Genomic DNA, 26,323 nt, shown 5'->3' on the forward strand with positions numbered 1-26,323 from the left:
CGGCAGGATCTTCGCTGCGGGTCGTCGGCGCTGGGCGGGTACGCAGATGTACGGCCTTGCGGCCCACCCAGGTGCCGGGCGCATCGTGGATCAACACGCGCGTCACGTCCGCATGGCAGGTTATCCCCGGACGACGGGCGTGTTTCGCCCGGGACCGGCTCGACCTTCGTGAGAACCGTCACAACGGACCTGGCCCGGCGTGTCGGCGGGCCTCCCGCGACCCCTCGGCGCGCGACGGCCCACCGCACCACAGGATCACCCGCACGGGTGGTGTCGGCCGCCGTTGACCCGCTACTGGCGCTCCGGCACCGGCAGCGGACGCTTCTCGATCGCCGCCGCCATGATGTCCGGGAACGCGTCCGGCGTGCACGCGAACGCCGGGGCCCCCAGCGCGGCCAGCGCCTGCGCATGCGCGTGGTCGTACGCCGGCGCGCCCTCGTCGGACAGGGCCAGCAGCGCGATGAACTGCACCCCCGACGCCTTCATCGACGCCACCCGCTTCAGCATCTCGTCCCGGATGCCGCCCTCGTACAGGTCGCTGATCAGCACCACGATCGTCTCCGACGGGCGGGTGATCTTCGACTGGCAGTACGCCAGCGCCCGGTTGATGTCGGTGCCGCCGCCCAGCTGCGTCGCGAACAGCACGTCCACCGGGTCGCTCAGCTGCTCCGTCAGGTCCACCACCGAGGTGTCGAACACCACCAGCCGGGTGTCCAGGCTGTGCATCGACGCCAGCACCGCGCCGAACACCGCCGAGTGCACCACCGACGGCGCCATCGACCCGGACTGGTCGATGCAGAGGATCACGTCCTTCTTCACCGCCCGCTGCGCCCGTGCGTAGCCGACCAGCCGCTCCGGCACCACCGTCCGGTACTCCGGCAGGTACTTCGACAGATTCGCCCTGATGGTGCGGTCCCAGTCGATGTCCCGGTGCTTGGGCCGGTTCACCTTGGCGCTGCGGTCCAGCGCCCCGCCCAGCGTGGAGCGGGTCTTGTCGGCCAGCCGGCGCTCCAGCTCCGCGACCACCTTGCCGACCACCGCGCGGGCGGTCTCCCGGGTGGTCTCCGGCAGCGCGTGCTTGAGCGACAGCAGCGTCCCCACCAGGTGCACGTCCGGCTCCACCGCCGCCAGCATCTCCGGCTCCAGCAGCAGCCGGTCCAGCCCCAGCCGGGAGATCGCGTCCTGCTGCATCAGCTGCACCACGCTGGTCGGGAAGTACTCCCGGATGTCCCCCAGCCACCGCGCCACCTGCGGAGCCGACCCGCCGAGGCCCGCCGACCGCTTCCCGTCCTCCCGGTACAGCGCGCCGAGCGCCCCGTCCATCCCCGCGTCCCGCCGCGACAGCCGCACCCCGGTCCCGTCCCCCTCGGCCCCGAGCACGAGCCGCCACCGTCGCATCCGCTCGTCATCCTGACGGACAGTCATCTGATCACTCCTCGGCTGGGCCGGTGAACGCCCCGCCCGAACCCCGCACCCCGGAACGGGCGCGGGGGACTGCGCGAAGCGGAAGAGACAAAGGGAAAGATCGGGGCAGCGGATCGGTGCACCCCGCGAACCGCCCGAGCGGTGGGAACAGCACCGATCCTGCCGCCCGCCTACGACACGTCAGCCCGCGCGGCGGTCCGGCTGACGCGGGATCCGCGGCTGCGACAGGCCGAGCAGCAACGCCAGCGCGGGCGTCGTCGCGTCCGCCCGCCCGGCGTCCAACTCGACGTCAGGTGCGCTGTCCGCCACGGAAGCGCTCAGCGGGCCGGCGGCGACCCGCGAGCCGATGGTGTGGCGGACGCCCGTCTCCAGGGAGGAGAAGGTGCGGCGCAGGATCGGCAGCAGGTCGGTGAAGGTGTCGGCGGGAACGCCGCACAGCCAGGTGTCGAGCAGGCCGAGCAGGGCCGGGTCGTGCAGCAGCATCGCGCCGCCGCCGGAGACCAGGCCCTCGACCCAGCCGGCGGCGTCCAGCGGGTCGGAGGCGACGGACAGCACGAGGCCCAGCCGCCGGCCGGCCTCCTCGGTGTCGATCCGGCCGTCGTCGAGCAGCAGCCGGACGGCGCGGCCGCGGAGCAGGCCGGGGACGCCGGTGGCCGGTCCGCCGTGCGGTTCGCGGGCGGCGAGCGCGGTGAGGGTGCCGGCCCACCGTTCGCCGACGGCGGTGTCGGCGAGCAGCGCGATCGCCTGGTGGACGGCGTCGATCTCGGTGCGGCGCGCCCGCGCCCCGTCCGCGTCGAGTCCGGTGCAGGCGGCCGGCAGCGCGATGCAGAGCCGTTCGGCGAGGCCGAGGGCGACGGCGGTGAGGGCGCTGGTGTCGGTGGCCCGGACGTCGCCGTAGCGCAGGGTGCGGACCAGCGCGGGCAGCGCGGTGGCGAGGTGTCCGGCGTCGGTGTCGAGCGCGGCGCGGTCGGCGAGCCGCCGCATCACCTCGGGCAGGGCGTCGGGCAGGGCCGCCAGCAGGCAGTGCTCGGCGAGTTCGGTGAGCGCGGTCAGTTCGGCCGTCGCGGCGTCGGCGATCGCCCGGCCGGTGGCGGCGCCCTGCACGGTGGTGCCCCACTGGCCGGCCTCGACCAGGCGGACGGCGTACTCGGGCTCCCACTCCAGCCGCCAGGTCTCCCGGAAGGTGCCGGTGGACTGCACGCTGTCGCGGACCGGCCGGCCCCAGTGCAGGCCGAGCAGGCGCAGCCGGTGCAGCAGGCGGGAGCGTTCGGCGTCGAGGTCCTTGCGCAGGTCGAGGACGAGTTCGCGGCTCGTCGCCTCGGGCTTGAGCCGCAGGGTGCGCTGAAGGCGGGTCAGGTCGCGTCGGAGCGGCACCGCGGGCGCGCCGTCGGGGACTTCGCCGAGCGCGTCGCCGACCACCAGCCGGTCGTGGATCAGGGCGAGCGCCAGGTCGGAGCCGTCGCACATGACGGCGCGCACCGCGTCCAGGGTCTCGGCGAGGCCGGGCAGCGGGCGGCCGCGCATCGCGGCGAGGGTGTCGGCGAGCCTGACGGCCTCGATGACGTGCGCGGAGGAGACCGGGTGGTCCTCGGCGCGCAGCAGTTCGGCGACCTTGGTCGTCCAGCGGACGACCGGCTGCTCGGGCGTGGTGTACAGGTGGTGGTACCAGCCGGGCGAGTCGATGCCGGCGCCGTAGCCGGTGTGCTGGGACAGCCGGCGGTGGGTCCACGGCACCCAGGTGAGTTCGGTCTTCAGCTTCTTGGGGAGTTCGGCGAGCAGTGCCCGGTCGTGGGCGACGGTCGGCGCGGCGGCGAGCGCGGGGACGTGCCAGGCGCCGCAGACCACGGCGATCCGCTGGTGGCCGGCCCGGCGGGCGGCCCGGATCTGCTGCCGCATGGCGGCCTCGCGGATCTCGTCGCGCCGTTCGACGGGGTGGTGCTCGCGCAGCGCGGCCATCGCCTCGGCGAGGGCGGCGAACGGGGCGAGCGGGTCGGCGCCGGGGGTGCGGTGCTCGATCACGTCCTCCCACCAGGACTCCGGGTCGGGATGTCCGGCGGCGGCGGCGAGTTCGGCGATCGGGTCGACGGGGGCGGGGGCGGAAGTGCCCCCCGGCACTCCCGACCCCTCCTCCCCCGCGTCCTCCCTCTCTTCTGACGCTCCGTCGGCGTCGAACGTCGCATCCGGATCCGTCCCGCGCGGTCCGAGCGCGAGGCTCTGCCCGGCGGGCAGGTCGATGAAGCGGACCGGCACGCCGGCGTCCACGGCGTGCCGCAGCGCCACCCACTCGGGGGAGAACTCGGCGAACGGCCAGAACGCGGCCCGGGCCGGGTCGTCGCTGACGTGGCCGAGCAGGGCGACCGGCGGAACCATGTCCTTCTCGGCGGCCAGCGCGGTCAGCCCGTCGGCCTCCGGCGGCCCCTCGATCAGCACCGCGTCGGGTTGCAGGGCGGCCAGCGCGGCGGCGACCGCGCGGGCCGAGCCGGGGCCGTGGTGGCGCACCCCGAGCAGCGTCACCTGGGCAGTCACGCGGAGACCTCCCGGGCGGCCCGGTAGAAGTCCTTCCAGCCGTCGCGGTCGCGGACCACGCCCTCCACGTACTCGCGCCACACCTGCCGGTCGGCGACCGGGTCGCGGACGACCGCGCCGACGATGCCGTCGGCGACGTCGCCGGCCCGCAGCACGCCGTCGCCGAAGTGGGTGGCGAGGGCGAGCCCGTTGGTGACCACCGAGATCGCCTCGGCGGTGGACAGCGTGCCGCTGGGGGTCTTCACCTTGGTGCGGCCGTCGGCGGTCAGGCCGGCCCGCAGCTCGCGGAAGACGGTGACCACCCGGCGGATCTCCTCGGCGCCGCCCGGCAGTTCGGGCAGGTCGAGGGAGCGGCCGAGCTGGCCGACCCGGCGGGTGACGATCTCCACCTCCTCGTCGAGGGTGGCGGGCAGCGGCAGCACCACGGTGTTGAAGCGGCGGCGCAGCGCGGAGGACAGCTCGTTGACGCCGCGGTCGCGGTCGTTGGCGGTGGCGATGACGTTGAAGCCGCGCACCGCCTGGACCTCGCTGCCGAGTTCGGGCACCGGCAGGGTCTTCTCGGACAGGATGGTGATCAGGCTGTCCTGCACGTCGGCGGGGATGCGGGTGAGCTCCTCGACGCGGGCGATCTGCCCGTCCCGCATGGCGCGCATCAGCGGGGACGGCACCAGGGCGTCCTCGCTGGGCCCGTGGGCGAGCAGCTGGGCGTAGTTCCAGCCGTAGCGGACGGCCTCCTCCGGGGTGCCGGCGGTGCCCTGGACGAGCAGCGTGGAGTCGCCGGAGATCGCCGCCGCGAGGTGCTCGGACACCCAGGTCTTGGCGGTGCCGGGGACGCCGAGCAGCAGCAGCGCCCGGTCGGTGGCGAGCGTGGTGACGGCGACCTCGATCACCCGGCGCGGGCCGATGTACTTGGGGGTGATCACGGTGCCGTCGGCGAGTTCGCCGCCCAGCAGGTAGGTGGCGACCGCCCACGGCGAGAGCCGCCAGCGCTCCGGACGGGCCCGGTCGTCGTGCCGGGCGAGGGCGGCCAGCTCCTCGGCGAACGCGTCCTCGGCGTGCTGCCGCAGGACCTCGCTGGTCGTCTCGGTGGTCATCGACTGCTCCGATCTCACGGGACGTCAGAACACTGCGCAGAAAGGGCGCGAAGAGCGAATGGCACGGCGCTGACCTGGGGAGACGTACTCCCGTTCGGGCCGTGTGACACCTACTCTGCACCCCGCCACCGACAATTCCGGGCCACCGGTCCGACCAGCCGGGGCCACAGCTGGGCCGCGCCGAAGCCGACCTCCACGGCCAGGAACCCCCACAGCAGCCCGGTCGCGCCGTGCGCCAGTGCCCAGCCCTGCCAGCAGGCGAACAGCACCCGGGCCGCGCCGTCGTACAGCCCGTGCACCGGCAGTGGGCGCAGCAGCCGCAGCAGCGCCCACACCACCACCAGCGAGCCCATCAGGTTGGCGAACAGCGTCGACACCGGCTCCAACGGAGGCAGTTCGCCCACCCCGAGGGCCCGGCCGGCCGCGGACAGCGCGCGGTGCGCGAGGGCGAACGTCCAGGGGGTGGCGAACGGGGCGGTGACCAGCAGGTCGTACCAGGCGCTGGCACGGATCGCGCGGGCTGTCATCGGGCGGACTCCTTCGGGATCGGAACGCGCCCAGCCTCGACCCTGGAGTACTGTCCAAGGTCAAGTCGCCGACGGAGGCAGGGACATGAGGATCGGTGAACTCGCCGCACGGGCCGGGCTGAGCCGCGACGCCGTCCGGTTCTACGAACGCACCGGCCTGCTGACGGCCCGCCGGCTCCCGAACGGCTACCGCGACTTCCCGCCCGAGGCGGTGCCCTGGCTGCAGTACGTCCGCACCGCGCAGTCCCTCGGCTTCTCCCTCGCCGAGATCGCCCGCACCGGCGCGGAACTCGACGGCGCACCGGACGCCGCCGAGCGCCTCTCCGCCCTGCTCCGGCAGAAGATCGCCCTGATCGACGCCCGCACCGCCGAACTCGCCGCCCTCCGCGCCGACCTGGTCGAACGCGTCGACTCGGGCTGCCCGCTGGCCCCGGCCTGACCGCCGCCCCCGGCCGGGCGGCGCGGACTGACCGACCCTCAACTGTCAGTGCCGCCGCCTAACGTCGTGGGCATGGAGGAACGCTGGAGCACCGAACACGTCCTTTCCCTGGCCCCCGACCCGGCGTCCCAGAAAGCTGCGGGCAAGCTCTCCGGGCCCGCCCCGTGGAGTGGTGCCGGCACCGGTCAGGGCGCGCTGTGGGGCCTGTGCAAAGGCAGCGGCAGCACGCCGTACCGGACGGCGGTGGAGCTCGGCACCCCCGCCTACAAGTGCAGCTGTCCGAGCCGGAAGTTCCCGTGCAAGCACGCCCTGGGCCTGCTGCTGCTGTGGGCCGCCGGGCCAAACGCCGTCACCGCGGCCGCCGAGCCGCCGGACTGGGTGTCGGAGTGGCTGAACGGCCGCAGCCAGGCCGCCGCCGACAAGGCCGCCAAGCAGCAGGAGAAGGCCGCCGACGCGGATCCGGAGGCCGCCCGCAAGCGGGCCGCCAAGCGGTCCGCGCGGGTTGCCGCGGGCGCGCTCGACCTGCGGCTGCGGCTGGCCGACGGCATCCGCCGGGGCCTCGCCGATCCGCTGCCCGCGGGCGCCTGGGACGAGGTCGCGGCCCGCATGGTCGACGCCCAGGCCCCGGGCCTGGCCGGCCGGGTCCGGGCGCTGGCCGACACCCCGCAGGACGCGCTGCTGGAGGAGTACGCGATGCTGCACCTGCTGGCCGGCGCGTACGGCCGGATCGACACCCTGCCGGAGGCGCTCGCCGCCACCGTCCGCACCCGGGTCGGCTTCACCACCGACACCGCCGAACTGCTCGCCGGGCCGACCGTCCGCGACCGCTGGCAGGTCCTCGGCAGCCGCGACACCGCCGACGAGCGGCTCACCACCCGCCGGGTGTGGCTGCGCGGCGCGAAGACCGGCCGCGACGCCCTGCTGCTGGCCTTCGGCCGCCCCGGCCAGGCCCCGGACCTGGCGCTGCCCACCGGCCGCCTGCTGGAGGCCGACCTGGCCTTCCACCCGGGCGCCCGCCCGCTGCGGGCCGTCCTCGGCACCCGCTACGGGAGCCCCGAACCGGCCCCGGCGGCCGCGCCCGCCGGGCTGTCGCCGGCCGAGGCGCTGGCCGCGTACGGCACCGCCGTCGCCGACGACCCGTGGCTGGACAGCTGGCCGGCCGTCCTCACCGACGTCGTCCCGGTCCTCACCCCGGACGGCTGGCAGCTCACCGACGGCCGGCACACCCTGCCGGTGCGTCGCGGCGCGCTCGCCGACGCCGCGCTGTGGCGCCTCGCCGCGGTCTCCGCCGGCCATCCCGTCACGCTGTTCGGCGAGTGCGGCCACGCCGGTTTCACGCCGGTCACCGCCTGGGACGCCGAGCACCGTCCCGTCGGCCTCGGCTGACCACAGCCCCCTCCCTTCCCCACCCCTCCGCATGCCGCCTGACGCCACGTCACGGCCCCGGCATGCCCGAAACAGCCACCACACCCGACCGACCGGCCCTTCGGCGCTTCCCCGGCGTCTCCCGACGGCCCGTCAACCGGAGGAACCACATGTCCTGCACCAGCACCCGCCAGCGCGCCGCCGTCCGACGCATCTGCCTGCACCACGCCGCCCGCCGCGCCGCCACCGCCAGCGGCTGGGGCCGCCGCCACCGCGCCGTCGCCCGCCCGATCGGGGGCCGCGCATGAGTGCCCCCGCCGTCGCCGGCGACCAGTGGGCCGACCTGCAGGGCGCGGCCCTGCTCGGCACCGACCGCCGTCCGCTGCCCGAGCCCGGCCTGCCGCTCGCCGCGGCCGTGGACCGCACCGACCCGGCCACCGCGCTGCTCGACCTGGCCGCCCTCACCGCGGTCCGCCGCCGGGCCGGCGCCCTGCCCGCCCCGGCGGTGCACACCCCCGCCCCCGCCCCGGACGACACCCGCCCGGCGCTGCCCGAACCCGCCGCCCGCCGGCTCGCCGTCCTGCTCGGCACCCGCGGCGGCCACGGCTCCACCGCCAACCTGGCCGAGCTGCTCCCGCAGTGGCTCGCCGCGGCCCGCACGCACGGCTACCGGCTGCCGCCGGCCCTCGTCCCGGCGCTGCTGGACGCCGCCCGGTCCCGCTCCGAGCTGCGCGCCGACGCCGTCACCCTGGCCGGCCCGCTCGGCCGCTGGCTGGCCCCGCAGAACCCCGAATGGCGGTACGCCACCCGTACCGCCGCCGACCACGACGAACTCGACCGCCCCGGTGAACTCCTCTGGCAGGAGGGCCTGTTCGCGGAACGTGTCACCCACCTGACCCGGCTGCGCCGGACCGACCCGGCGGCCGGCCTGGCGCTGCTCGCCTCCACCTGGTCCACCGAGCGGGCCGAGGACCGGGTGCTGTTCCTCGACGCGCTGCAGGACGGACTGTCCGGCGCCGACGAGGAGTTCCTGGAGGCCGCGCTCGGCGACCGCTCCAAGAACGTCCGCGCCACCGCCGCCGAGCTGCTCTCCACGCTGCCCGGCTCGGCGCTCGCCGCCCGGATGGCCGCCCGCGCCCGCGCGGCCGTCCGCCACGAGGGGGGCCGGCTGCACATCACGCCGCCGGCCGCCTGCGACCCCGCCATGCAGCGCGACGGCATACCCGTCAAGTCGCCCACCGGGCGCGGTGAACGGGCCTGGTGGTTCGGCGAGGTGGCGGCGGCCGCCCCGCTCGCGCTGTGGACCGCCGACACCGGCCTGACGCCCGAACAGCTGCTCGCCGTGCCCACCGTGGACGCGGCCGACGGCGGCGGCGCGGAGTGGGCCGAGGACCTGCGCGAGGCGTGGGCCCGCGCCGCCGTCCGCCAGCAGAACGCCGACTGGGCCCGGGCGCTGCTCGGCGCCCCGCCGCGGCCCGGCCGCGAGGGCCGCACCCCGGGTGCGCCCGCGAAGCTGCTGGCCGTCCTGTCGCCCGCCGAACGCGCCGCCTGGACGGCCGCGTTCGTGCAGACCCACGGCCTCGGCGACGCCTTCCAGCTGCTCGGCGCCTGCGCCACCCCGTGGACGCCGCCGCTGTCCACCGCCGTGGTCGCCGCCCTCAAGCGGGCCGCGGAGCTCGGCTCGTACCCGTGGAGCCACAGCGGCGTCCTCGGCATGACCGAGCGCGCCCTCGCCCCGGAGACCGCGCCGGCGGTCGAGGCGCTGGCCGCCGACACCTCCCCCGACACCGCCTGGTCCGACACCTTCACCCGACTCGCCGGCACGCTGCGCTTCCGGCAGGCGATGCTCGGCGAACTCGCCGGGTAGCGCGCGGAAATGGCGGCGGCCCCGGGCGCGTTGTCGCCCGGGGCCGCCGCGGAGAGATCAGCCGGAGGATCAGCTGGCGGTGCGCAGGTTCGCCTCGACCCAGCTCACCACGTCCTGGGTGGGGGTGCCGGGGGTGAAGATGTCGGCGACGCCCAGCGACTTCAGCTCGGTGATGTCGGCGTCCGGGATGATCCCGCCGCAGAAGACCTTGATGTCGGCCGCGTCGCGCTCCTTGAGCAGCGCGATCACCTTGGCGCAGAGCGTCATGTGCGCGCCCGACAGGATGGACAGGCCGATGCCGTCCGCGTCCTCCTGGATCGCCGTGTCGACGATCTGCTCCGGGGTCTGGTGGAGGCCGGTGTAGATGACCTCCATGCCCGCGTCGCGCAGCGCCCGCGCGATGACCTTCGCGCCCCGGTCGTGCCCGTCGAGACCGGGCTTGGCGACCACCACTCGGATCGGCCCTGACACAACCATCACTGCCTCCTGGACCACGTCGTCCACCACCCGGCCGACCTCGTCGCGGGGGCGTGTTAACCACTTTTAACAGATCTGAGGGGAGGGTAGCGGCCCGGCGGGGCCGCCGTCCTTTCCCGCTGGTCAAGAGGAGGGGAAAATCACAGCCCACCCGGCCCGGCGGGCCGGGGCCGGCGCCGCGCCACGCCTGCTGAAATGCACTCTTTGTCCGCTCTGTCGCCGTCCCGCTACAGTCTCGACCGCGTCTTCCCGTACGTCCCCGAGCCGCCGCGAGGTGACATCCGTGGTCCCCAGCAGCCGAGCCGCCCGCCGGGCGCGGGCCCGCACCGCCACCAGGACGGCGGTGCTGGCGGTCGCGCTGCCCTCGGTGGCGGCGCTGGGCGTGTTCGCGACGGCCGTCGCCGCCGTGCAGCCGCCGCAGCGCGGCGCAGCGAGCGCCGCCCCGCGGCCCGCCGACCCGGACCGGCAGGCCGCCGCCCGCCCCGTGCCGGAGCACGCCGACCGGGCGGGCCGGGAACCCTCGGACGGGATCGCCGAACTGGCGGCCCGTCAGGCCCGCGAGCGGGAACGCGCCGAGCGCGAGGCCGAGTCGGCCCCGCGCTTCTCGCTGCCGGTGGCGGCGCCCGGCCTGAGCGCGGTGTTCGGCGAACCCGGCACGCACTGGACGGCCCGGCACACCGGCATCGACTTCCCGGTGCCGTCCGGCACCCCGGTGCTGGCCGCCACCGACGGCGTCCTCAGCACCCGGTGGCACCCGGCGTACGGCCGCCTGGCGACCGTCACCGCCGCCGACGGCACCCGCACCCTGTACGGGCACCTGCGCTCGTTCCGGAAGCTCCGCGGCCCGGTCCGGGCCGGCGAGGTGATCGGCTGGTCCGGCAGCACCGGGAACAGCACCGGGCCGCACCTCCACTTCGAGGTGCGGCCCGACGGCGAGACCCCGGTCGACCCGGTGTCGTGGCTGCTGGAACGCGGCCTGGACCCTCGCTGAGGCCCCGTCAGAGCTTCTCGACCGGCGCGTAGCGCAGCAGCAGTTCCTTGCGCCCCGCGGAGCCGAAGTCGACGGTGGCACGGGCCTTGTCGCCGACGCCCTGGGTGGCGACCACGGTGCCGAGGCCGAAGCTGTCGTGGCTGACCCGGTCGCCGACGGTGAGCGCGACCACCTCGCGGTCCACCACGGTGCGCGCCGACTTGCCCCAGCCGGCCTTCGGCGAGGCGGCCGCCGAGAAGCCGCTGCCGCCGCCGCTGCTGCTGCTGCGGGACGAGCCGGAGGAGCCCGAGGACGAGGAGAACCGGGAGGCCGGCACGGCCGCCGCGCCGGTGCGCTTCCACTCGATCAGGTTGTCCGGGATCTCCTCCAGGAACCGGGACGCCGGGTTGTACGACGGCTGCCCCCAGGCGCTGCGCAGCACCGACCTGGTCAGGTAGAGCCGCTGCCGGGCCCGGGTGAGGCCGACGTAGGCCAGCCGCCGCTCCTCCTCCAGTTCCTTGACCTGGTTCAGCGCCCGCATGTGCGGGAAGATCCCGTCCTCCATGCCGGTGAGGAAGACCACCGGGAACTCCAGGCCCTTGGCGGTGTGCAGGGTCATCATCGTGATGACGCCGGCGCCGTCCTCGTCGTCCGGGATCTGGTCGGAGTCCGCGACCAGCGCGACCCGCTCCAGGAAGTCCGCGAGCGAGCCGACCGGCGGGCCCTCGTCGCCCTCGGGCCGCTCCCCCGGGTCCTTCTCGTACTCCAGCGCCACGGACGCGAGCTCCTGGAGGTTCTCCACCCGGGTCTCGTCCTGCGGGTCGGTGGACGACTGGAGTTCGGCCAGGTACCCGGTCTCCTCCAGGACGGCCTCCAGCACCGCGGCCGGCCCGGCCCCGGACTCGACCACCTGGCGCAGCCCGGCCAGCAGCTCGTTGAACTTCTTCACGGCGTTGGCGGAGCGCGCCGCGATCCCGTACGCCTCGTCGACCCGCTTCAGCGCCTGCGCGAAGGAGATCCGCTCGCGGCCGGCGAGCGCGTCGATCATCGCCTCGGCGCGTTCGCCGATGCCGCGCTTGGGCACGTTGAGGATCCGGCGCAGCGGCACGGTGTCCTCCGGGTTGGACAGCACCCGCAGGTACGCGAGGACGTCCTTGACCTCCTTGCGCTCGTAGAAGCGCACCCCGCCGACCACCTTGTACGGCAGGCCGACCCGGATGAACACCTCCTCGAACACCCGGGACTGCGCGTTGGTGCGGTAGAAGATCGCCACGTCGCCGGGGCGGGCGTGGCCGGCGTCGGTGAGCCGGTCGATCTCGTCGGCGATGAACTGGGCCTCGCCGTGCTCGTCGTCGGCGACGTAGCCGACCACCTGCTCGCCCTGGTCGCCGGCCGTCCACAGGTTCTTCTTGCGGCGGTTGGTGTTCCGTTCGATCACCGAGTTCGCGGCGGTGAGGATGGTCTGCGTGGAGCGGTAGTTCTGCTCCAGCAGGATCGTCGTCGCGTTCGGGTAGTCCTCCTCGAACTGGAGGATGTTGCGGATCGTCGCGCCGCGGAAGGCGTAGATCGACTGGTCGGCGTCACCGACCACGCACAGCTCGGCGGGCGCGATCTGCGCCAGCCGGGCCTCGGCCGGGTCGACGTAGTCGCCGTCCACCGTCATCCGCGGGGCGTGCGCCGCGGCGCCGCCGGACAGCTCCCGCACCAGCGTGTACTGGGCGTGGTTGGTGTCCTGGTACTCGTCGACCAGGATGTGCCGGAACCTGCGCCGGTAGTGCTCGGCGACGTCCGGGTACGCCTGCAGCAGGTTGACGGTGGTCATGATGATGTCGTCGAAGTCCAGCGCGTTGGCCTCGCGCAGCCGCCGCTGGTAGAGGAAGTACGCCTCGGCGAGCTTCTTCTCCATCGGGTTCGCCGCCTGGTCGGCGTACGTCTCCTCGTCGATCAGCTCGTTCTTGAGGTTGCTGACCTTCGCGGTGAACGACTTCGGCGGGAACTGCTTCGGGTCGAGGTCCAGGTCCCGGCAGACCAGCGACATCAGGCGCTGCGAGTCCGCCGAGTCGTAGATCGAGAAGCTGGAGCTCATGTTCAGCAGCTTCGCCTCGCGGCGCAGGATGCGGACGCACGCGCTGTGGAACGTCGACACCCACATCGCCTTGGCGCGCGGGCCGACCAGTGCCTCGACGCGCTCGCGCATCTCGCCGGCGGCCTTGTTGGTGAAGGTGATCGCCAGGATCTCGCCGGGCTGCACGCCGCGCGCGGCCAGCAGGTACGCGATCCGGTGGGTCAGCACCCGGGTCTTGCCGGAGCCCGCGCCGGCCACGATCAGCAGCGGCGCGCCGTGGTGCAGCACGGCGTCGCGCTGCGGGTCGTTCATGCCTTCCAGCAGCTGCGCCGGGTCGACCACGGTGCGCGCCGCGCCGTTGCGGTGCCAGGCGTCGCGCTCGGTCTCGGCGGCGTGGTCGGTGGCGAACAGCCCGTCCGGGATGTCCTCCTCCGCGCCGTACCCGGGGTCGTACGGCGGCTCGTCGTACGGCTCGTCCGCGGGCGGGGCCTCCTCGTCCGACCACGGCGTCAGGGGCGGCTGCTGCGCCGCTGCGGGGCGGCGGCTCGACCCGACGGCAGGACGCTCGAAGCCGGGGAGCGGGAGGTCATCGAAGAGGCTAGTCATGGCCCTTCGAGTCTATGGCCCGGCGCCGACATCCCGGGCCCGCCGAACCCCGCTGCTCACGGGGTGCCGAGTTCGAATGTCAGGTACCCGGCGTACCAGCCGGACGCGGCGCCCGCGAACACCAGCAGGGCGACCATGGTCGGCCACTTGAGCCGGCTCACCGCGAGGCCCGGCGCGACCAGCAGCGGGAAGGCCGGCAGCAGGTAGCGCGGGATGTTGCAGAACAGCTGCTGGCTCAGGACGGTGGAGGCGATGGTCAGCAGGACGAACACGACCAGGAAGGCCGGCGGGCGCTGCCGGAACATCATCACCAGCAGCGCCGGGACGGTGAGCAGCACCAGCAGGGCGAACATGTCGGACACCGGCCACGCCCACAGGTAGTGGTGCCGGCCGATCATGATCTCGCGGATCGCCCGGAGCGTGAACCGCCCGCCGTCGAAGTAGTGGTTCCACGACTTCTGGATCAGGAAGTAGCCGCCGATGTTGTGCATCCGGTGGCCGACCCAGAGGATGTAGCCGATCAGCCCCCAGGGCGGGACCAGGATCGCGAACAGCGGCCGGGCGATCCCGTCGGTGCGCCTGAGGAGCGCGATCAGCGCGGCCAGGCCGACGCCCGCGATCAGCGCCGCCGCGGTCGGCCGGTTCAGGCCGGAGACCAGGGCCAGCAGACCCGCGGCGACCCAGTTCCGCTTCATCACGTGGTAGCAGGTCCACCCGACGATCGCCACGAACAGCGACTCCGTGTACACCGCCCACTCGACGCCGGACCCGGGGGCCAGCGCCCACAGGCCCACGGTGGCGACGGCGGCGCGGCGCGCGGCCTGCTCCGACATCCGGGCGGAGAGCAGCAGCGAGACCGTGGCGTAGATCCCGGCCGCGGCGACGAACGAGAAGACCACCGAGACGGCCATGCCCGAGCCGTACGGCCCCAGGCCGGTGACCTTGGAGAGCAGCCGCATCAGGCCCGAGTACAGCGGGAAGAACGCCGCGCTGTTCGGCCGCACGTCGGAGGCCTGGGCGCCCGCCTCGAGGACCTGCGGGTGGTACCAGCGGGCCGCCAGATCCTGGTACCACGCGCCGTCCCAGGAGCCGACCACCTCCCAGGGCCGCCGGCCGCTGCCCATCCCCGGGGAGTGGGTGCGGTAGTCGCCGGAGAAGTGCAGCAGGTACATGAAGACCGCGAAGCCGACCGACTTCACCACGGCGTAGAGGCCCAGCGCCGGCCCGAACCGGCGGGCCGCACCGGCGAGCCGGTCGCCGCGCCCCCGGGCCTGACGGGCCGGGGGCGCGGCGGGTGCGTCGGGCTGCGTCTCTGTCGCGACCACACCGGATGACGTGCTCACCGGCGGCCCCCTCATGTCCTCGGCTCCGGATTTGGATCGGGAGCCTACCACCGGCCACCTGCGCCGACGTCCGGCGAACCGGAGGCCCGCCCCCTCCCAGGGGACAGGCCTCGTCGGCAAGTTGACGGAGCGTCAGAAGGTGCGCTCCAGCAGAACCACGTTGATCTCGCGGACCTCGGTGACCTGGACCGGGGTGTACTTCGCCTTGAGCGCCGCGGTCTGGGCGGCCGGCAGACCCTCGTACAGGTCACCCGTCTCGTCGAACGCGTAGGTGACCATCCAGACCCGCTCGGTGTCGCCGAGGCAGGCCGCCGGGTCGTCGCACTCCTCGACGAACAGGTCGTTGCGGGCGATCGCCGACTCGGCGGCGAACACGTCCACCGGCTTGACCCGCTCGGGCAGGTAGTACTCCATCGCGACGTCCAGCATCATCCACGACAGGCCGCCGCGGACCGGGACGATCGCGTCACCGGGCCGGTAGCCCGCCGCGACGGCCTCGGCCGCGCCGCGCTGGTCGGAGTACTCGTGCGAGTTGGAGACCCGCAGGTGCTGCTGGGTGCTCAGGCCGAGGATGCCGGTGCCGAGCACGAAGGCCAGCGCCGTCACCATCCGGGGCCGCAGCGCGGTGATCCCGGCGGCGGCCACCACGCACCAGGCGGGCAGGGTGAACAGCAGGTAGCGGTCCATGAAGTACGAGGTGACGCCGTGCGACACGATGTACACGGCGGCGATCGGCAGCGCCGCCATCAGGCCGATCTCCACGGCCCGGCGGCGGTTGCCGCTCCAGGCCAGCGGCAGCACGGACATCGACAGGAAGGCCGCACCGACCAGCGGAGCGCCGAATATGCCGGCCCAGAACCCCGGGAAGGTGTCCAGGTGCGGCGTGTGGATCCAGGAGATCTGCCGGCCGACCTGCCGCTGCCCCAGCAGCACCAGCGGGACCAGCGGGAGGATCGCCACCACGACGGCCGCCGGGAAGCCGAACAGCAGCCGCCGGTCCCGGGTCGGCCGCCAGCGCAGCGCCACCACGATCGCGTGCGGCAGCAGGAACACCAGCGAAATCATGTGGAACAGCCCGGCCATCGCCACGCAGGCCGCGTAGGCCAGCCAGCGCGGCCAGGTCGGCCGTTCCACGGCGCGCAGCAGCGCCCAGGCGCCGGCCGCGACGAACAGCACCACGAACGCGTAGCCGCGGACCTGCTGGGCGTAGCCGGAGACCGAGGGGACGACGGCGAACAGCAGACCGGCCACCAGCCCCGTCCAGCCGCTGCCGAACTGCTTGCGGGCGATCAGCACCACGAACGCGGCGGCGCCGGCCATCGCGAGCGCGGACGGCAGCCGCATCGAGGTGGCCGAGTCGCCGAACCGGCCGATCCAGAAGTGCAGCAGCAGGTAGTAGGCGCCGGAGACGGCGTCGACGTGGTGCAGCATGTCGAGCAGTTCGCCGGTGCTGCGCCGCGCCGCGCTCCAGGACGCCAGTTCGTCGCGCCACAGCTGGGGCCGCCAGGAGCCCCGCACGCCCAGGAACAGGGTGATCAGGGCGGGCCACACCCAGAGTGTGCCGACCGCCCAGGACGGCAGGGCGGAGAACCGTCCGGCGGGTGCGGCGGTTTCGTTCCCTCCGCCTGTCGAGTTTTCGGCCACGGCAGATTTCGCCATGTCTTTCCCCTCAGACACCTGTGTGTCACGGACCGATCGGATCGCCGTCAAGGGGCGTCCGGGTAGACCCAGGTCAGATAGCCGCCGTAGACGGCTGAGCAAGCTGCTGCCGAAACGACGACCAGCATAGTCGCCGCCCGACTGCGCAATCGTGCCAGCCCGAGGGCCGCCGGAAGCAGCAGGGAGAACGCCGACAGCAGGAACCGGACCCGGGAGTTGAAGTACGCGGCGTCGCCCAGCGCGACCGTCAGCAGCACCGCGCCGTAGGCCAGCAGCCAGGGCGGTTGCCGCTGCAGGACGCCGACCGCGAACAGCACCAGGTAGCCGATCAGCGCGATCGCGGTGACCGCGTCGGTCAGCCAGACCGGGTGCGCGGAGAACAGCAGCCGGTAGTAGGAGGCGGCGGTGCTGCGGCCGAAGTCGAAGTGCGAGTTCCAGGCGCGCTGGACCGTGAAGTAGGCGTCCCAGCGCCCCCAGCGGTGGCCGACCCAGGCCAGGTAGCCGACGAAGCCCAGCGGGGCGACGACGGCGGCGGCGACCGGCCGGGCCCAGCCGGACAGGTCGCGGCGGCGGACGGCGCCGATCAGTTCGCACAGCGCCGCGACGCCGACGGCGGCGGCGACGGCGATGCCGGTGGGGCGGGTCAGGCAGGCCAGTGCGGACAGCAGGCCGGCGGTCAGCCGGCGGCGCAGCAGCAGGGCGGTCAGCGCCCAGGCGGCGAGGGCGGTGAAGACCGGTTCGCTGTAGGCCATCGACTCGACGACCGCGCCCGGCAGGGTGCCCCACAGCAGGACGAGCAGCAGGCCGGTCGGCCGGGAGTACAGCCGGCTGCCGAACTCGAAGATGCCCCAGGCGGCGGCGAGCGAGCCGACCCAGGCGACGGCGAGGGCCGCGCCCGTGACGCCGACCGGCAGCACGGCGTGGACGGCGGTGATCAGCCAGGGGTAGAGCGGGAAGAAGGCCAGCGTGGAGTAGGGGATGCCGTTGGCGTAGCCGGCGACGTCGAGCCGGTCGGTGTAGCCGTGCAGCACGATGTGCTGGTACCACTGCGCGTCCCACAGGGTGCCCAGCCGGTGCAGTGCGGACTGCCCGGGGTCGACGCGGTGGCCCCAGAGGGCGACGGCGGCCAGGCCGACCAGTCGGACCGCGGCGTAGGAGCCCAGGGCGAGCGCCGTCCAGCGCAGGCGTTCGGACCGGATCCGGTACGGACGGGCGGGGCGGCCGGCCAGTGTCGGGCGGTCCGGCTGGTCCAGGCTGTCGGCCTCGGCGGTCACGCTTCCTCCTGCCGGGCCGGGGGTGCGAGGGCGCGGGCAGGGCTGGAGACGGCTCCGACCCCGGCAGGATATGCACGGGGCCGGAGCGGCGGTGCCGCCGCGTGAGCCGCGCGCCGGCTTTCACTCGAAAGGGGTCAGCCGGTTTCGCCGTTGCGGCGGATCTGCGCGAACGCGCTCTCCAGCTTCCTCTTCAGCCAGGGCGCCATCGGCACCTCGACCAGCCGGTGCACCAGGTAGGCGCCGACCATCATCAGGGCCAGCACCACGAAGAAGGTGGGGTACGGCGGCAGGTGCCGGCTGACCCGGGTGATCGCCTGGAAGCCGATCTCCTGGTGCAGCAGGTACAGCGGGTAGGTGAGCGAGCCGGCGACGGTCAGCCACTTCCAGCGGATCCGGTCGAACCGGCCCAGCGCCGCACCCAGCACCAGCAGGAACGCGGCGGTCACGTACGCCAGGGTCAGGTACCAGGACAGGTGGTGCCGGGTGCCGTACTCGTAGCCGCCGATGACGCCGCGCATCCGGTCCTGGGCCATCAGCCAGCAGTAGCCGACCAGGGCCCAGAGCACCGCGTTCGGCTCGAAGCGGTACATCAGGTACATCGCGATGCCGGCGATGAAGTACCAGGCGTAGGTGGACTGCACCATGGTTTCGAGGATCGGCAGGTTCACCGAGGGCGAGACGGTGGCGAGGAACGCCCAGATCCCGCAGAACGCGACCACCCGCCGGTAGGTCAGGCCCCGGATCAGCAGCAGGCCGAAGAGCACGTAGAACCGCATCTCGGCCCAGAGCGACCAGTACACCGGGTCGATGTTGCCGACGCCGAGCGGCATGTTGAACATCGTCAGGTTGGTCAGGACGCGGGTCGGCGTCGGGTGGTGGGTGTCGTCGCCCCACATCGTCGGGACCACCGTCAGCACCGCCGAGGTGACCAGCACCGCCACCCAGTACGCCGGGTAGAGGCGGACCAGGCGGGAGGTGACGAAGTCGCCGATCGAACGGCCCCAGCAGGACATGCAGATGACGAACCCGCTGATCAGGAAGAACAGTTGGACGCCGGTCCAGCTGTAGGCGCCGATCAGGTGGCCGAGCGGCATCAGCTCGGCCGGGGAGCCGTGCCAGACCCCCGGGAAGCGCTCGACGCCGAGCCAGTGCCAGCACAGCACGCCGATCGCCGCGAGCAGCCGCAGCCCGTCGAGCACGTGGAGCCGGGGGCGCTTGACGGGTTCCGCAGGGGCTGCACCGCCCGCCGTCAACGGGGGCAGTGGCTCGTGGCTCGCGACGGTCGAGGACATCGGCACGCTCTCACGGCGGAGGGACAGGAGACCGGTGCGCCGCCCGGGCCCGGAACGGGGCCGCAGCGGTGCCGGTTCCGAGGAAGCCTACCGACACCGCTGCGCGGCTCCCGCACGGAAAACCCCGTTCACCCCCCGTACGGCCGTGCGACCGCACCCGGGTCCGGCCCGCCGGACCCGCCCAGGAGAGGACTAGACCAATCGCCGCGCGGTGGCCCAACGGGTCAGCTCGTGCCGGTTGGACAGCTGCAGCTTGCGCAGCACCGCGGAGACATGGCTCTCCACCGTCTTCACCGAGATGAACAGCTGCTTGGCGATCTCCTTGTAGGCGTACCCGCGCGCGATCAGGCGCAGCACCTCGCGTTCGCGCTGGGTCAGCCGGTCGAGGTCCTCGTCGATCGGCGGCGTGTCGGTGGCGGCGAACGCGTCCAGCACGAAGCCGGCCAGCCGGGGCGAGAACACCGCGTCGCCGTCGGAGATCCGGAAGATCGCGTTGACCAGGTCGGCGCCGGTGATGGTCTTGGTGACGTAGCCGCGGGCGCCGCCGCGGATCACGCCGATGACGTCCTCGGCGGCGTCCGAGACGGACAGCGCGAGGAAGCGCACACCCTCCACGCCCACCGAGCGGCGCAGCACCTCGACACCGCCGCCGCCCGGCAGGTGGACGTCGAGCAGCACCACGTCGGGGCGGGTCTCGGCGACCACCCGGACCGCGGACTCCACGTCGTCGGCCTCGCCGACCACCACGATGCCGGTCTCCTCGGTGCGCCCGATCTCGGCGCGCACGCCGGTGCGGAACATCCGGTGGTCGTCCACCAGGACCACCCGGGCACGCCTCTCGGGTGCCGCTGCGTCAGTCATCTGCCGCCCTCTCCATCTCCAGCTCGACCTCGGTCCCGCCGTCCGGCGCGGGCCGCACCCGCGCGGTGCCCCCGTTGCGCCGCATCCGGCCGATGATCGATTCGCGTACGCCCATGCGGTCCTCGGGGAGGTCGTCGGGGTCGAAACCGGGGCCGTGGTCGCGGACGAACACCGACACCGTTCTCCCCTCCACCTCCGCGTAGACCTGGACCGGTCCCCCGCCACCGTACTTGGCGGCGTTCACCATGGCTTCCCTGGCTGCCTGCATCTGCGAGGAGATCTTCTCGTCCATCGGGCAGTCGCCGACGCAGACCAGCTCGATGTGGACGCCGTGCCGGTCCTCGACCTCGGCGACGATCTCCCGCAGGTGCTCGGCGAGGGTGTCGGGCGCGGCCTCGGCGGCGGCCTCGGGGCGGTACAGCCACAGGCGCAGTTCGCGTTCCTGGGCGCGGGCCAGGCGCAGCACCTCCTTGGGGTCCTCGGCGCGGCGCTGGATCAGCGTCAGGGTGTGCAGCACCGAGTCGTGGATGTGCGCGGCGATCTCGGCGCGCTCCTGGGCGCGGATGCGGGCGGTGCGCTCGGCGCCGAGGTCCTGCCACATCCGCAGCATGGACGGGCCGGCCAGCACCAGCACGCCCGCCACCACGGCCAGCGAGGACTCCACCACCAGCGCGATCGGCGAGTCGACGCCCTGCGTCACGAAGTAGCCGACGATGCCGGCCACCACCAGCAGCACCCCGGCGGCGACCCGCAGGTAGGCGCCCTTGCGGCTGCCGGGCTGCAGGCCGAACCAGTTCTGCCAGCGCGAGTCGTCGGCCTGCCGCCACACCAGGGCGACGCCGACGCCGACCGCGAGCAGCGGCCACACGTACGGCTTGGCGGTCTGGATGCCGAGCGCGGACAGCAGCGCCATCACGCCGATGACCAGGCCGACCAGCGCGAACAGCTGGCCGAGGCTGCCGCCGCGCTGCCCGGTGGCGGGCGGGGCGGCCGCCGGGCGGGCCTCCGGGTCGGCGGGGAGGGCGCCGGGGGCGCCGTCCTCGCCGTGGAAGGTCCGCTCCAGGAGTTCGCGCAGCCGCCCGAGGCGGCCGGTGACGGGCAGGCCGGGCCGGGCCGGGCGGTCGGCGCCGGGGGCGGCCTCGCCGATGCCGAGCGGCACCACCACCCAGAACGCGGCGTACAGCAGCGTGCCGATGCCCTGCGAGAAGAACAGCACGATGAACGCCAGCCGCACCCAGGTGACGGGCACGCCGAGGTGCACCGACAGGCCCTGGCAGACGCCGCCGAGGATCCGGCCGTGCGGGCTGCGGTAGAGCCGCCGGTAGGGCGGTGCACCGGCCGACGTCTCGGTCGGCGCGGTCTCGGGGGTTCTGGTGTCGGGTGCTGCCACGGCACCGATGGTCGCAGGTGCGGTGTCGGCGGCGCATCAGGGTTCGGCCCGGAGCCCGCCTCAGGGACAGTTCAGGGTCGCTCCGGGGCCGCAGACGGTTGGGCGGGGCCCCGCGGGCCGGAAGGATGGGGGGTATGACGGACGACCAGATCCCGGCAGACGCGCCGGACGCCTCCACCGAACCGCGCCCGGCGCTGACCCGCTCCGGCCGGCACCGCGTGGTGGCGGGCGTGTGCGGCGGGCTCGGCCGCTACCTCGACATCGACCCGGTGGTGTTCCGGGTGGTGCTCGCGGTGCTCGGCCTGACCGGCGGCCTCGGGCTGTTCCTGTACGGCCTGGCCTGGCTGGTGATTCCGCGCGAGGCGGCGGACGAGGAGGGCCGCACCGAGCTGCAGCGGGTGCTGACCGGCCGGGTGGACGGCCAGTCGATCGGCGCGGTGCTGCTGACGGTGATCGGCACCGGGGTGTTCTTCTCCTCGATGAACGACGGCGACCAGCTGTTCCCGCTGCTGCTGCTGGCCGCGCTGGTGTTCCTGGCGCTGCGCTACGACCCGGAGCGCCGGCGCCGGTTCCAGGGCGGCGACGCCGGCCCGGAGCCGAAGCGCACCGGCGGCCCGTACGACCGGCTGGAGCCGTCCGGCACGTTCGCCGACTGGAAGACCTGGGGGGAAGCGATGAGCCGCGACCTGCGCGGGGAGTGGCAGGCCCGCACCGCCGACCTGCACGAGCGGATCGCCGCCCGGCACGAGGAGCGCCCCGCGGACACGCCCCCGGCCGGCCCGTCCGGCTACCTGTGGGACCCGCGGCACCCGGAGCGCAACCCGTACAGCGCGGCGCCGGGCGCGCCCGCCCAGCCGTGGTGGCAGCGCACCGACCTGCCGGACGGCGACCCGCTGCGCAAGGGGTCCGCGGAGCCGCAGGACCACATGGCGGGCTACCGGGAGCGGATGGCGGCCTTCCACGACGGCGCCGCGGAGCGCCGGCAGGCGCAGCGCGAGGCGATGGAGCAGCGCCGCGAGAACATGCGGCGCCACCGCGAGTGGAAGGCCGAGCGGCGCCGGCAGCGCGGGCGTTCGGGGCTGGGCGCGTGGGCGGTGCTGGTGGCGATCGGCGCGTCCTGGGCGGTCGCGGCGAGCGACCACGGCAACCACCGCTGGTCGACGGTGTTGGCGGTGGCGCTGCTGCCGCTGGGCCTGGCGATGATGCTCAGCGCCCGCTGGGGCCGCACCCGCGGGCTGACCTTCGTGTCGCTGCTGCTGACGGTGGGCCTGGTGTTCGCGGCGAGCACCTCGGCGACGGTCGCGGGCACGGTCGGCGACCGGACCTGGACGGCGGCCGACGACAACCTGCACTCGCAGTACACGGCGGGCATCGGCGACGCCCGGCTCGACCTGTCGGCGCTGGACCCGAAGGGCGGTGTGGTCGTCACCGCGCTGCGGGTCGGCATCGGCAACGCGACGGTGCGGGTGCCGGACGGCGTGGAGCTGCGGCTGAAGCTGCGCGACGGGGTGGGCGAGGTGAGCCTGCCGGACGGCCAGGACTACAACGGGCCGGTCACCGACGAGAACGTGGTGATCGAGGTCCCGCAGGGGCAGCCGTCGAAGGGCGTGCTGGACCTGACGGTGACGATGGGCATCGGTGACATCAGGGTGGAGCGGTGATGAGGAAGCATCAGTTCGATCTGTACGCGCTGGTCGCGGGCGGCCTGTTCACGGTCCTGGCGGTGCTGTACCTGCTGGCGTCGCTGAACGACCGGGCGGTGAACAGCCGGTTCGTGCTGCCGCTGGCGCTGATCGTGCTCAGCGCGGGCGGCCTCGGCGGCGCGCTGGTGGCGGTCTCCCGGCGCGGCCGGGGCGGGGCCCCCGACGACGATCACACGCTGGACGGCTAGGCCTGCTGCTGCGGCCCGAGTTCGAGCTGCTCGCCGTTCCTGCTGACGGCGTACGTGGGCAGCGGCTTGACGGCCGGGCCGTTGATCACCGCGCCGGTGGCGGCGTCGAACCTGGAGCCGTGGCAGGGGCAGTACAGCTGCCCGTCCTTGGGCGGGTTGACGGCGCAGCCGGAGTGGGTGCACACCGAGGACAGCGCGGTGTACCTTCCGGCGGTCGGCTGGACGATGTACACGGCGTCGCCGCTGGCCGGGTCCTTGACGGTGGCGGAGCCGCCGACCGGGACCTGCGCGGCGGGGACGGTCGGCGCCGGCCCGGCGGCCTGCGGGGCGGGGGCGGCGGCGCCGGGCGCGGCGGCGGGCGTGAGCTCGTCGCGGCCGAAGGCGGCGGTGAGCGAGCCGGACAGCAGGCCGGCGCCGCCGATCGCGACCGCCGCGATGCCGCCGTCCAGCAGGGCGCGGCGGCGTACCGCGTCCTCGACCAGGCCGCGGGCGCGGTCCCGGGCGGCCCGGGCGGCGAGGTAGCCGTCGACCGACAGGTAGGGGGTGCCGGCCAGCAGCAGCGGGGTCCAGGCCATCAGGTAGGCCAGGTCGTTGCCCAGGTAGTACGGGGTGGTGTGGAAGCTGACGGACAGCCAGAGGCTGGCGCTGAGCAGTGCGCCGCCGAGGGCGGCGACCCGGCCCCACAGGCCGAACAGGGTGCCGAGGCCGACGGCGAGCTCGCCGAAGGCGATCAGCAGGCCGAAGAAGGTGGGGGCGTGCAGGGCGGGGGCGAGCAGCCGGCCGATCGGGCTGCCGGCCGCGGCGGCCTGCGTCTGCGCGTAGAAGGAGGCGGCGTCGCCGGCGCCGGCCAGGTAGTGCGCGTCGGAGAGCTTGTCGAAGCCGGCGTAGGCGAAGGTCGCTCCCAGGAACAGCCGCAGCGGCAGCAGTGCGAACCGGGAGGCCGTCGCCTTCCACCGCGCGATCCGTGCCGCCGTGCCCGGCCCCTCGTGCGGGCCCGTTCCCGTTCCTGTCGCCATCGTTGCCGCCCCTCTCCCTCACGCCGCCCGCCGACCGCCGGCAGGAACGGCTCCGATTGTGCCGGGTGCTGTCCGGACATGACGGCGCCGCCACTCTCCTGACGTCGGAGAGCGGCGGCGGCGTCACACGGTTGCCGGTGGGACTACTCCCACTCGATGGTGCCCGGCGGCTTGGAGGTGACGTCCAGGACGACGCGGTTGACGTCCTTCACCTCGTTGGTGATCCGGGTGGAGATCTTGGCCAGCACCTCGTAGGGCAGGCGCGACCAGTCGGCGGTCATGGCGTCCTCGGAGGAGACCGGGCGCAGCACGATCGGGTGACCGTAGGTGCGGCCGTCGCCCTGCACGCCGACCGAGCGGACGTCGGCCAGCAGCACCACGGGGCACTGCCAGATCTCGGCGTCCAGGCCGGCCAGGGTCAGTTCCTCGCGGGCGATGGCGTCGGCGTCGCGGAGCAGGTCCAGGCGCTCCTTGGTGACCTCGCCGACGATCCGGATGCCGAGGCCGGGGCCGGGGAACGGCTGGCGCTGGACGATCTCGGCGGGCAGGCCGAGCTCCTGGCCGACCATCCGGACCTCGTCCTTGAACAGCTTGCGCAGCGGCTCGACCAGCTGGAACTCGAGGTCCTCGGGCAGGCCGCCGACGTTGTGGTGGGACTTGATGTTGGCGGTGCCGGTGCCGCCGCCGGACTCCACCACGTCCGGGTACAGGGTGCCCTGGACCAGGAACTCCACGGCCGGGCCCTCGTCGGCGATGATGTCGGCCTGGGCCTGCTCGAAGACCCGGATGAACTCGCGGCCGATGATCTTGCGCTTGGTCTCGGGGTCGGAGACGCCCTTCAGCGCGGTCAGGAAGCGCTCCTCGGCGTCGACCACGACCAGCTTGACGCCGGTGGCCGCGACGAAGTCCTTCTCGACCTGCTCGGTCTCGCCCTTGCGCATCAGGCCGTGGTCGACGTAGACGCAGGTCAGCCGGTCGCCGATGGCGCGCTGCACCAGGGCGGCGGCGACGGCGGAGTCCACGCCGCCGGACAGGCCGCAGATGGCGCGCTTGTCGCCGACCTGCTCGCGGATCAGCGCGACCTGCTCCTCGACCACGTTGGTGGTGGTCCAGTCCGGGGCGATGCCGGCGCCGCGGTACAGGAAGTGCTCCAGCACCTGCTGGCCGTGCTCGGAGTGCATCACCTCGGGGTGGTACTGCACGCCGTACAGCTTGCGCTCGTCGTTCTCGAACGCGGCGACCGGTACCACGTCGGTGGAGGCGGTGACGGTGAAGCCCTCGGGCGCGGCCGAGCAGGCGTCGCCGTGCGACATCCACACCGAGTGCTTGTCCGGGGTGCCCTCGAACAGGGTCGAGCCGGAGCGGGTGACGGTCAGTGGGGTGCGGCCGTACTCACGGGCGCCGCTGTTGTCGACGGTGCCGCCGAGGGCGGTGGCCATCAGCTGGAAGCCGTAGCACATGCCGAACACCGGAACGCCGGCCTCGAAGATCGCACGGTCGAGCTGAGGGGCGCCTTCCTCGTACACCGACGACGGACCGCCGGAGAGGATGATCGCCTTGGGGTTCTTGGCGAGCATCTCGGCGACCGGCATGGAGCTCGGCACAATCTCGCTGTAGACCCGCGCCTCACGCACCCGACGGGCGATGAGCTGGGCGTACTGGGCGCCGAAGTCGACGACCAGGACGGTGTCGATCGTGGGCGGGGACTGGGGGTGTACAGAGGACACGGACGGCCTTCCGGCGGCGGTACAAAAGGGGTGTCGCCTTCGAGTCTACCGGGAGCGTTTCACCCGACTGCCCGCCGCGCTGCCCGTGACCGCACCGGGCGGCGAATCGTTGCACCGGGAGGCCGTACGAGACGCGGGCATCCTCCAGGTGCGGGCGGGGCGTACGGCGGACCACGCGTGGATCTTCTCCGGTCCATCGGGTGCGCGTGGCGGGCACGGGCCCGCCGTGGGACCGCGCCCCGGTGCCGCGGTCGGGTCAGCAGGGGACAGCGAACCCGTCCGCGACCGGGCGGACCCGGGGTGCGGCGGCCGGTACCGGTGCCGGCCGCCGCACATCGGTCGACCGCCCGCTCCGGCGTACGCCCCGGTACGCCCCGCAAGCCACTATTACCGACAGTAACCACCCCCGGTCGGCCGGGATCGGCGCTCCCCGGCGCCGTGTCCTGTTCCGGCCGCCCCCGAATTTGCGTCGAATCGGTTGCACAGCAAGGCCCTCGTCCAGGACGATG

The 26,323-nt window shown here is 73.9% G+C and carries 21 protein-coding genes and 1 pseudogene; 7 read left to right on the forward strand and 15 right to left on the reverse strand.

Features of this window, described 5'->3' with window-relative positions:
• Positions 1 to 291 precede the first annotated feature (291 nt).
• The 4 genes from ACIQF6_RS05215 to ACIQF6_RS05230 all read right to left on the reverse strand — a co-directional run bounded on the left by ACIQF6_RS05215 (position 292) and on the right by ACIQF6_RS05230 (position 5,572).
• Positions 292 to 1,425 (reverse strand): VWA domain-containing protein, encoded by a 1,134-nt coding sequence (locus ACIQF6_RS05215; protein ID WP_400890359.1) that lies wholly within the window; start codon positions 1,423 to 1,425, stop codon positions 292 to 294.
• A gap of 180 nt (positions 1,426 to 1,605) precedes the next feature.
• A complete protein-coding gene (locus ACIQF6_RS05220; protein WP_400890361.1) occupies positions 1,606 to 3,951 on the reverse strand; it encodes a DUF5682 family protein in 2,346 nt (781 codons plus the stop codon).
• Positions 3,948 to 5,045, reverse strand: coding sequence for an AAA family ATPase (locus tag ACIQF6_RS05225; protein WP_400890363.1), 1,098 nt, complete (start codon positions 5,043 to 5,045; stop codon positions 3,948 to 3,950). Before ACIQF6_RS05225 ends, ACIQF6_RS05220 begins: the two co-directional genes overlap by 4 nt.
• Before the next feature lie 110 nt (positions 5,046 to 5,155).
• On the reverse strand, positions 5,156 to 5,572 hold the full coding sequence (locus tag ACIQF6_RS05230) for a hypothetical protein (RefSeq protein WP_400890365.1): 417 nt from the start codon (positions 5,570 to 5,572) through the stop codon (positions 5,156 to 5,158).
• Between the two features lie 85 nt (positions 5,573 to 5,657).
• On the opposite strand from ACIQF6_RS05230, the gene ACIQF6_RS05235 reads away from it, so the two are divergent.
• From ACIQF6_RS05235 to ACIQF6_RS05250, 4 genes are all read left to right on the forward strand, one after another.
• Complete coding sequence (locus ACIQF6_RS05235; RefSeq protein WP_400890367.1) at positions 5,658 to 6,011, forward strand: MerR family transcriptional regulator; 354 nt, start codon at positions 5,658 to 5,660, stop codon at positions 6,009 to 6,011.
• Between the two features lie 72 nt (positions 6,012 to 6,083).
• Positions 6,084 to 7,397 carry an SWIM zinc finger family protein gene (locus ACIQF6_RS05240; protein WP_400890369.1) on the forward strand — a complete coding sequence of 438 codons (1,314 nt, stop codon included), beginning with the start codon at positions 6,084 to 6,086 and terminating at the stop codon, positions 7,395 to 7,397.
• A 149-nt stretch (positions 7,398 to 7,546) separates the two neighbouring features.
• On the forward strand, positions 7,547 to 7,684 hold the full coding sequence (locus ACIQF6_RS05245) for a hypothetical protein (RefSeq protein ID WP_400890371.1): 138 nt from the start codon (positions 7,547 to 7,549) through the stop codon (positions 7,682 to 7,684).
• Positions 7,681 to 9,243 (forward strand): DUF5691 domain-containing protein, encoded by a 1,563-nt coding sequence (locus ACIQF6_RS05250; RefSeq protein ID WP_400890373.1) that lies wholly within the window; start codon positions 7,681 to 7,683, stop codon positions 9,241 to 9,243. The genes ACIQF6_RS05245 and ACIQF6_RS05250 overlap by 4 nt, the downstream gene beginning before the upstream one ends.
• Before the next feature lie 69 nt (positions 9,244 to 9,312).
• Here ACIQF6_RS05250 and ACIQF6_RS05255 read toward each other — a convergent pair whose 3' ends face one another.
• Complete coding sequence (locus ACIQF6_RS05255; RefSeq protein ID WP_400890375.1) at positions 9,313 to 9,720, reverse strand: cobalamin B12-binding domain-containing protein; 408 nt, start codon at positions 9,718 to 9,720, stop codon at positions 9,313 to 9,315.
• Between the two features lie 283 nt (positions 9,721 to 10,003).
• Here ACIQF6_RS05255 and ACIQF6_RS05260 point away from each other — a divergent pair, with 283 nt between their 5' ends.
• Positions 10,004 to 10,711 carry a M23 family metallopeptidase gene (locus tag ACIQF6_RS05260; RefSeq protein WP_400890377.1) on the forward strand — a complete coding sequence of 236 codons (708 nt, stop codon included), beginning with the start codon at positions 10,004 to 10,006 and terminating at the stop codon, positions 10,709 to 10,711.
• Between the two features lie 7 nt (positions 10,712 to 10,718).
• Here the strand turns inward: ACIQF6_RS05260 and pcrA are convergent, their stop codons facing one another.
• The 7 genes from pcrA to ACIQF6_RS05295 all read right to left on the reverse strand — a co-directional run bounded on the left by pcrA (position 10,719) and on the right by ACIQF6_RS05295 (position 21,180).
• Positions 10,719 to 13,361 (reverse strand): DNA helicase PcrA, encoded by a 2,643-nt coding sequence (gene pcrA, locus ACIQF6_RS05265; RefSeq protein WP_400890379.1) that lies wholly within the window; start codon positions 13,359 to 13,361, stop codon positions 10,719 to 10,721.
• A gap of 56 nt (positions 13,362 to 13,417) precedes the next feature.
• Entirely contained in the window at positions 13,418 to 14,704 is a 1,287-nt protein-coding gene (locus ACIQF6_RS05270; protein WP_400890381.1) for a hypothetical protein, read from the reverse strand.
• Between the two features lie 132 nt (positions 14,705 to 14,836).
• Positions 14,837 to 16,363, reverse strand: a complete 1,527-nt coding sequence (locus ACIQF6_RS05275) for a glycosyltransferase family 39 protein (RefSeq protein ID WP_400890383.1) — start codon at positions 16,361 to 16,363, stop codon at positions 14,837 to 14,839.
• Positions 16,364 to 16,410: 47 nt separating this feature from the next.
• Positions 16,411 to 17,637, reverse strand: coding sequence for a hypothetical protein (locus ACIQF6_RS05280; RefSeq protein ID WP_400890385.1), 1,227 nt, complete (start codon positions 17,635 to 17,637; stop codon positions 16,411 to 16,413).
• A 134-nt stretch (positions 17,638 to 17,771) separates the two neighbouring features.
• The gene (locus ACIQF6_RS05285) at positions 17,772 to 18,929 is read right to left on the reverse strand and encodes an acyltransferase family protein (RefSeq protein ID WP_400890387.1); all 1,158 of its coding nucleotides are present in this window, start codon (positions 18,927 to 18,929) and stop codon (positions 17,772 to 17,774) included.
• Between the two features lie 192 nt (positions 18,930 to 19,121).
• Entirely contained in the window at positions 19,122 to 19,790 is a 669-nt protein-coding gene (locus ACIQF6_RS05290; protein ID WP_400890389.1) for a LuxR C-terminal-related transcriptional regulator, read from the reverse strand.
• On the reverse strand, positions 19,783 to 21,180 hold the full coding sequence (locus ACIQF6_RS05295) for a PspC domain-containing protein (protein ID WP_400890391.1): 1,398 nt from the start codon (positions 21,178 to 21,180) through the stop codon (positions 19,783 to 19,785). The genes ACIQF6_RS05290 and ACIQF6_RS05295 overlap by 8 nt, the downstream gene beginning before the upstream one ends.
• Before the next feature lie 134 nt (positions 21,181 to 21,314).
• Between ACIQF6_RS05295 and ACIQF6_RS05300 the strand changes: the two genes are divergently transcribed.
• Complete coding sequence (locus tag ACIQF6_RS05300) at positions 21,315 to 22,841, forward strand: PspC domain-containing protein (protein WP_400890393.1); 1,527 nt, start codon at positions 21,315 to 21,317, stop codon at positions 22,839 to 22,841.
• Positions 22,841 to 23,071 (forward strand): hypothetical protein, encoded by a 231-nt coding sequence (locus tag ACIQF6_RS05305; RefSeq protein ID WP_400890395.1) that lies wholly within the window; start codon positions 22,841 to 22,843, stop codon positions 23,069 to 23,071. The genes ACIQF6_RS05300 and ACIQF6_RS05305 overlap by 1 nt, the downstream gene beginning before the upstream one ends.
• Here ACIQF6_RS05305 and ACIQF6_RS05310 read toward each other — a convergent pair.
• The 3 genes and pseudogenes from ACIQF6_RS05310 to guaA all read right to left on the reverse strand — a co-directional run bounded on the left by ACIQF6_RS05310 (position 23,068) and on the right by guaA (position 25,814).
• Complete coding sequence (locus tag ACIQF6_RS05310) at positions 23,068 to 23,553, reverse strand: ubiquinol-cytochrome c reductase iron-sulfur subunit (protein ID WP_400892129.1); 486 nt, start codon at positions 23,551 to 23,553, stop codon at positions 23,068 to 23,070. The two genes, ACIQF6_RS05305 and ACIQF6_RS05310, sit on opposite strands and share 4 nt — an antisense overlap.
• 3 nt (positions 23,554 to 23,556) lie before the next feature.
• Positions 23,557 to 24,087 (reverse strand): annotated as a pseudogene (locus tag ACIQF6_RS05315) (DoxX family membrane protein); the annotation flags it as partial.
• Positions 24,088 to 24,230: 143 nt separating this feature from the next.
• A complete protein-coding gene (guaA, locus tag ACIQF6_RS05320; protein ID WP_400890397.1) occupies positions 24,231 to 25,814 on the reverse strand; it encodes a glutamine-hydrolyzing GMP synthase in 1,584 nt (527 codons plus the stop codon).
• Positions 25,815 to 26,323: the final 509 nt, after the last annotated feature.

The organism is Kitasatospora sp. NPDC092948 (genome assembly GCF_044754805.1).
Lineage (GTDB): Bacteria > Actinomycetota > Actinomycetes > Streptomycetales > Streptomycetaceae > Kitasatospora.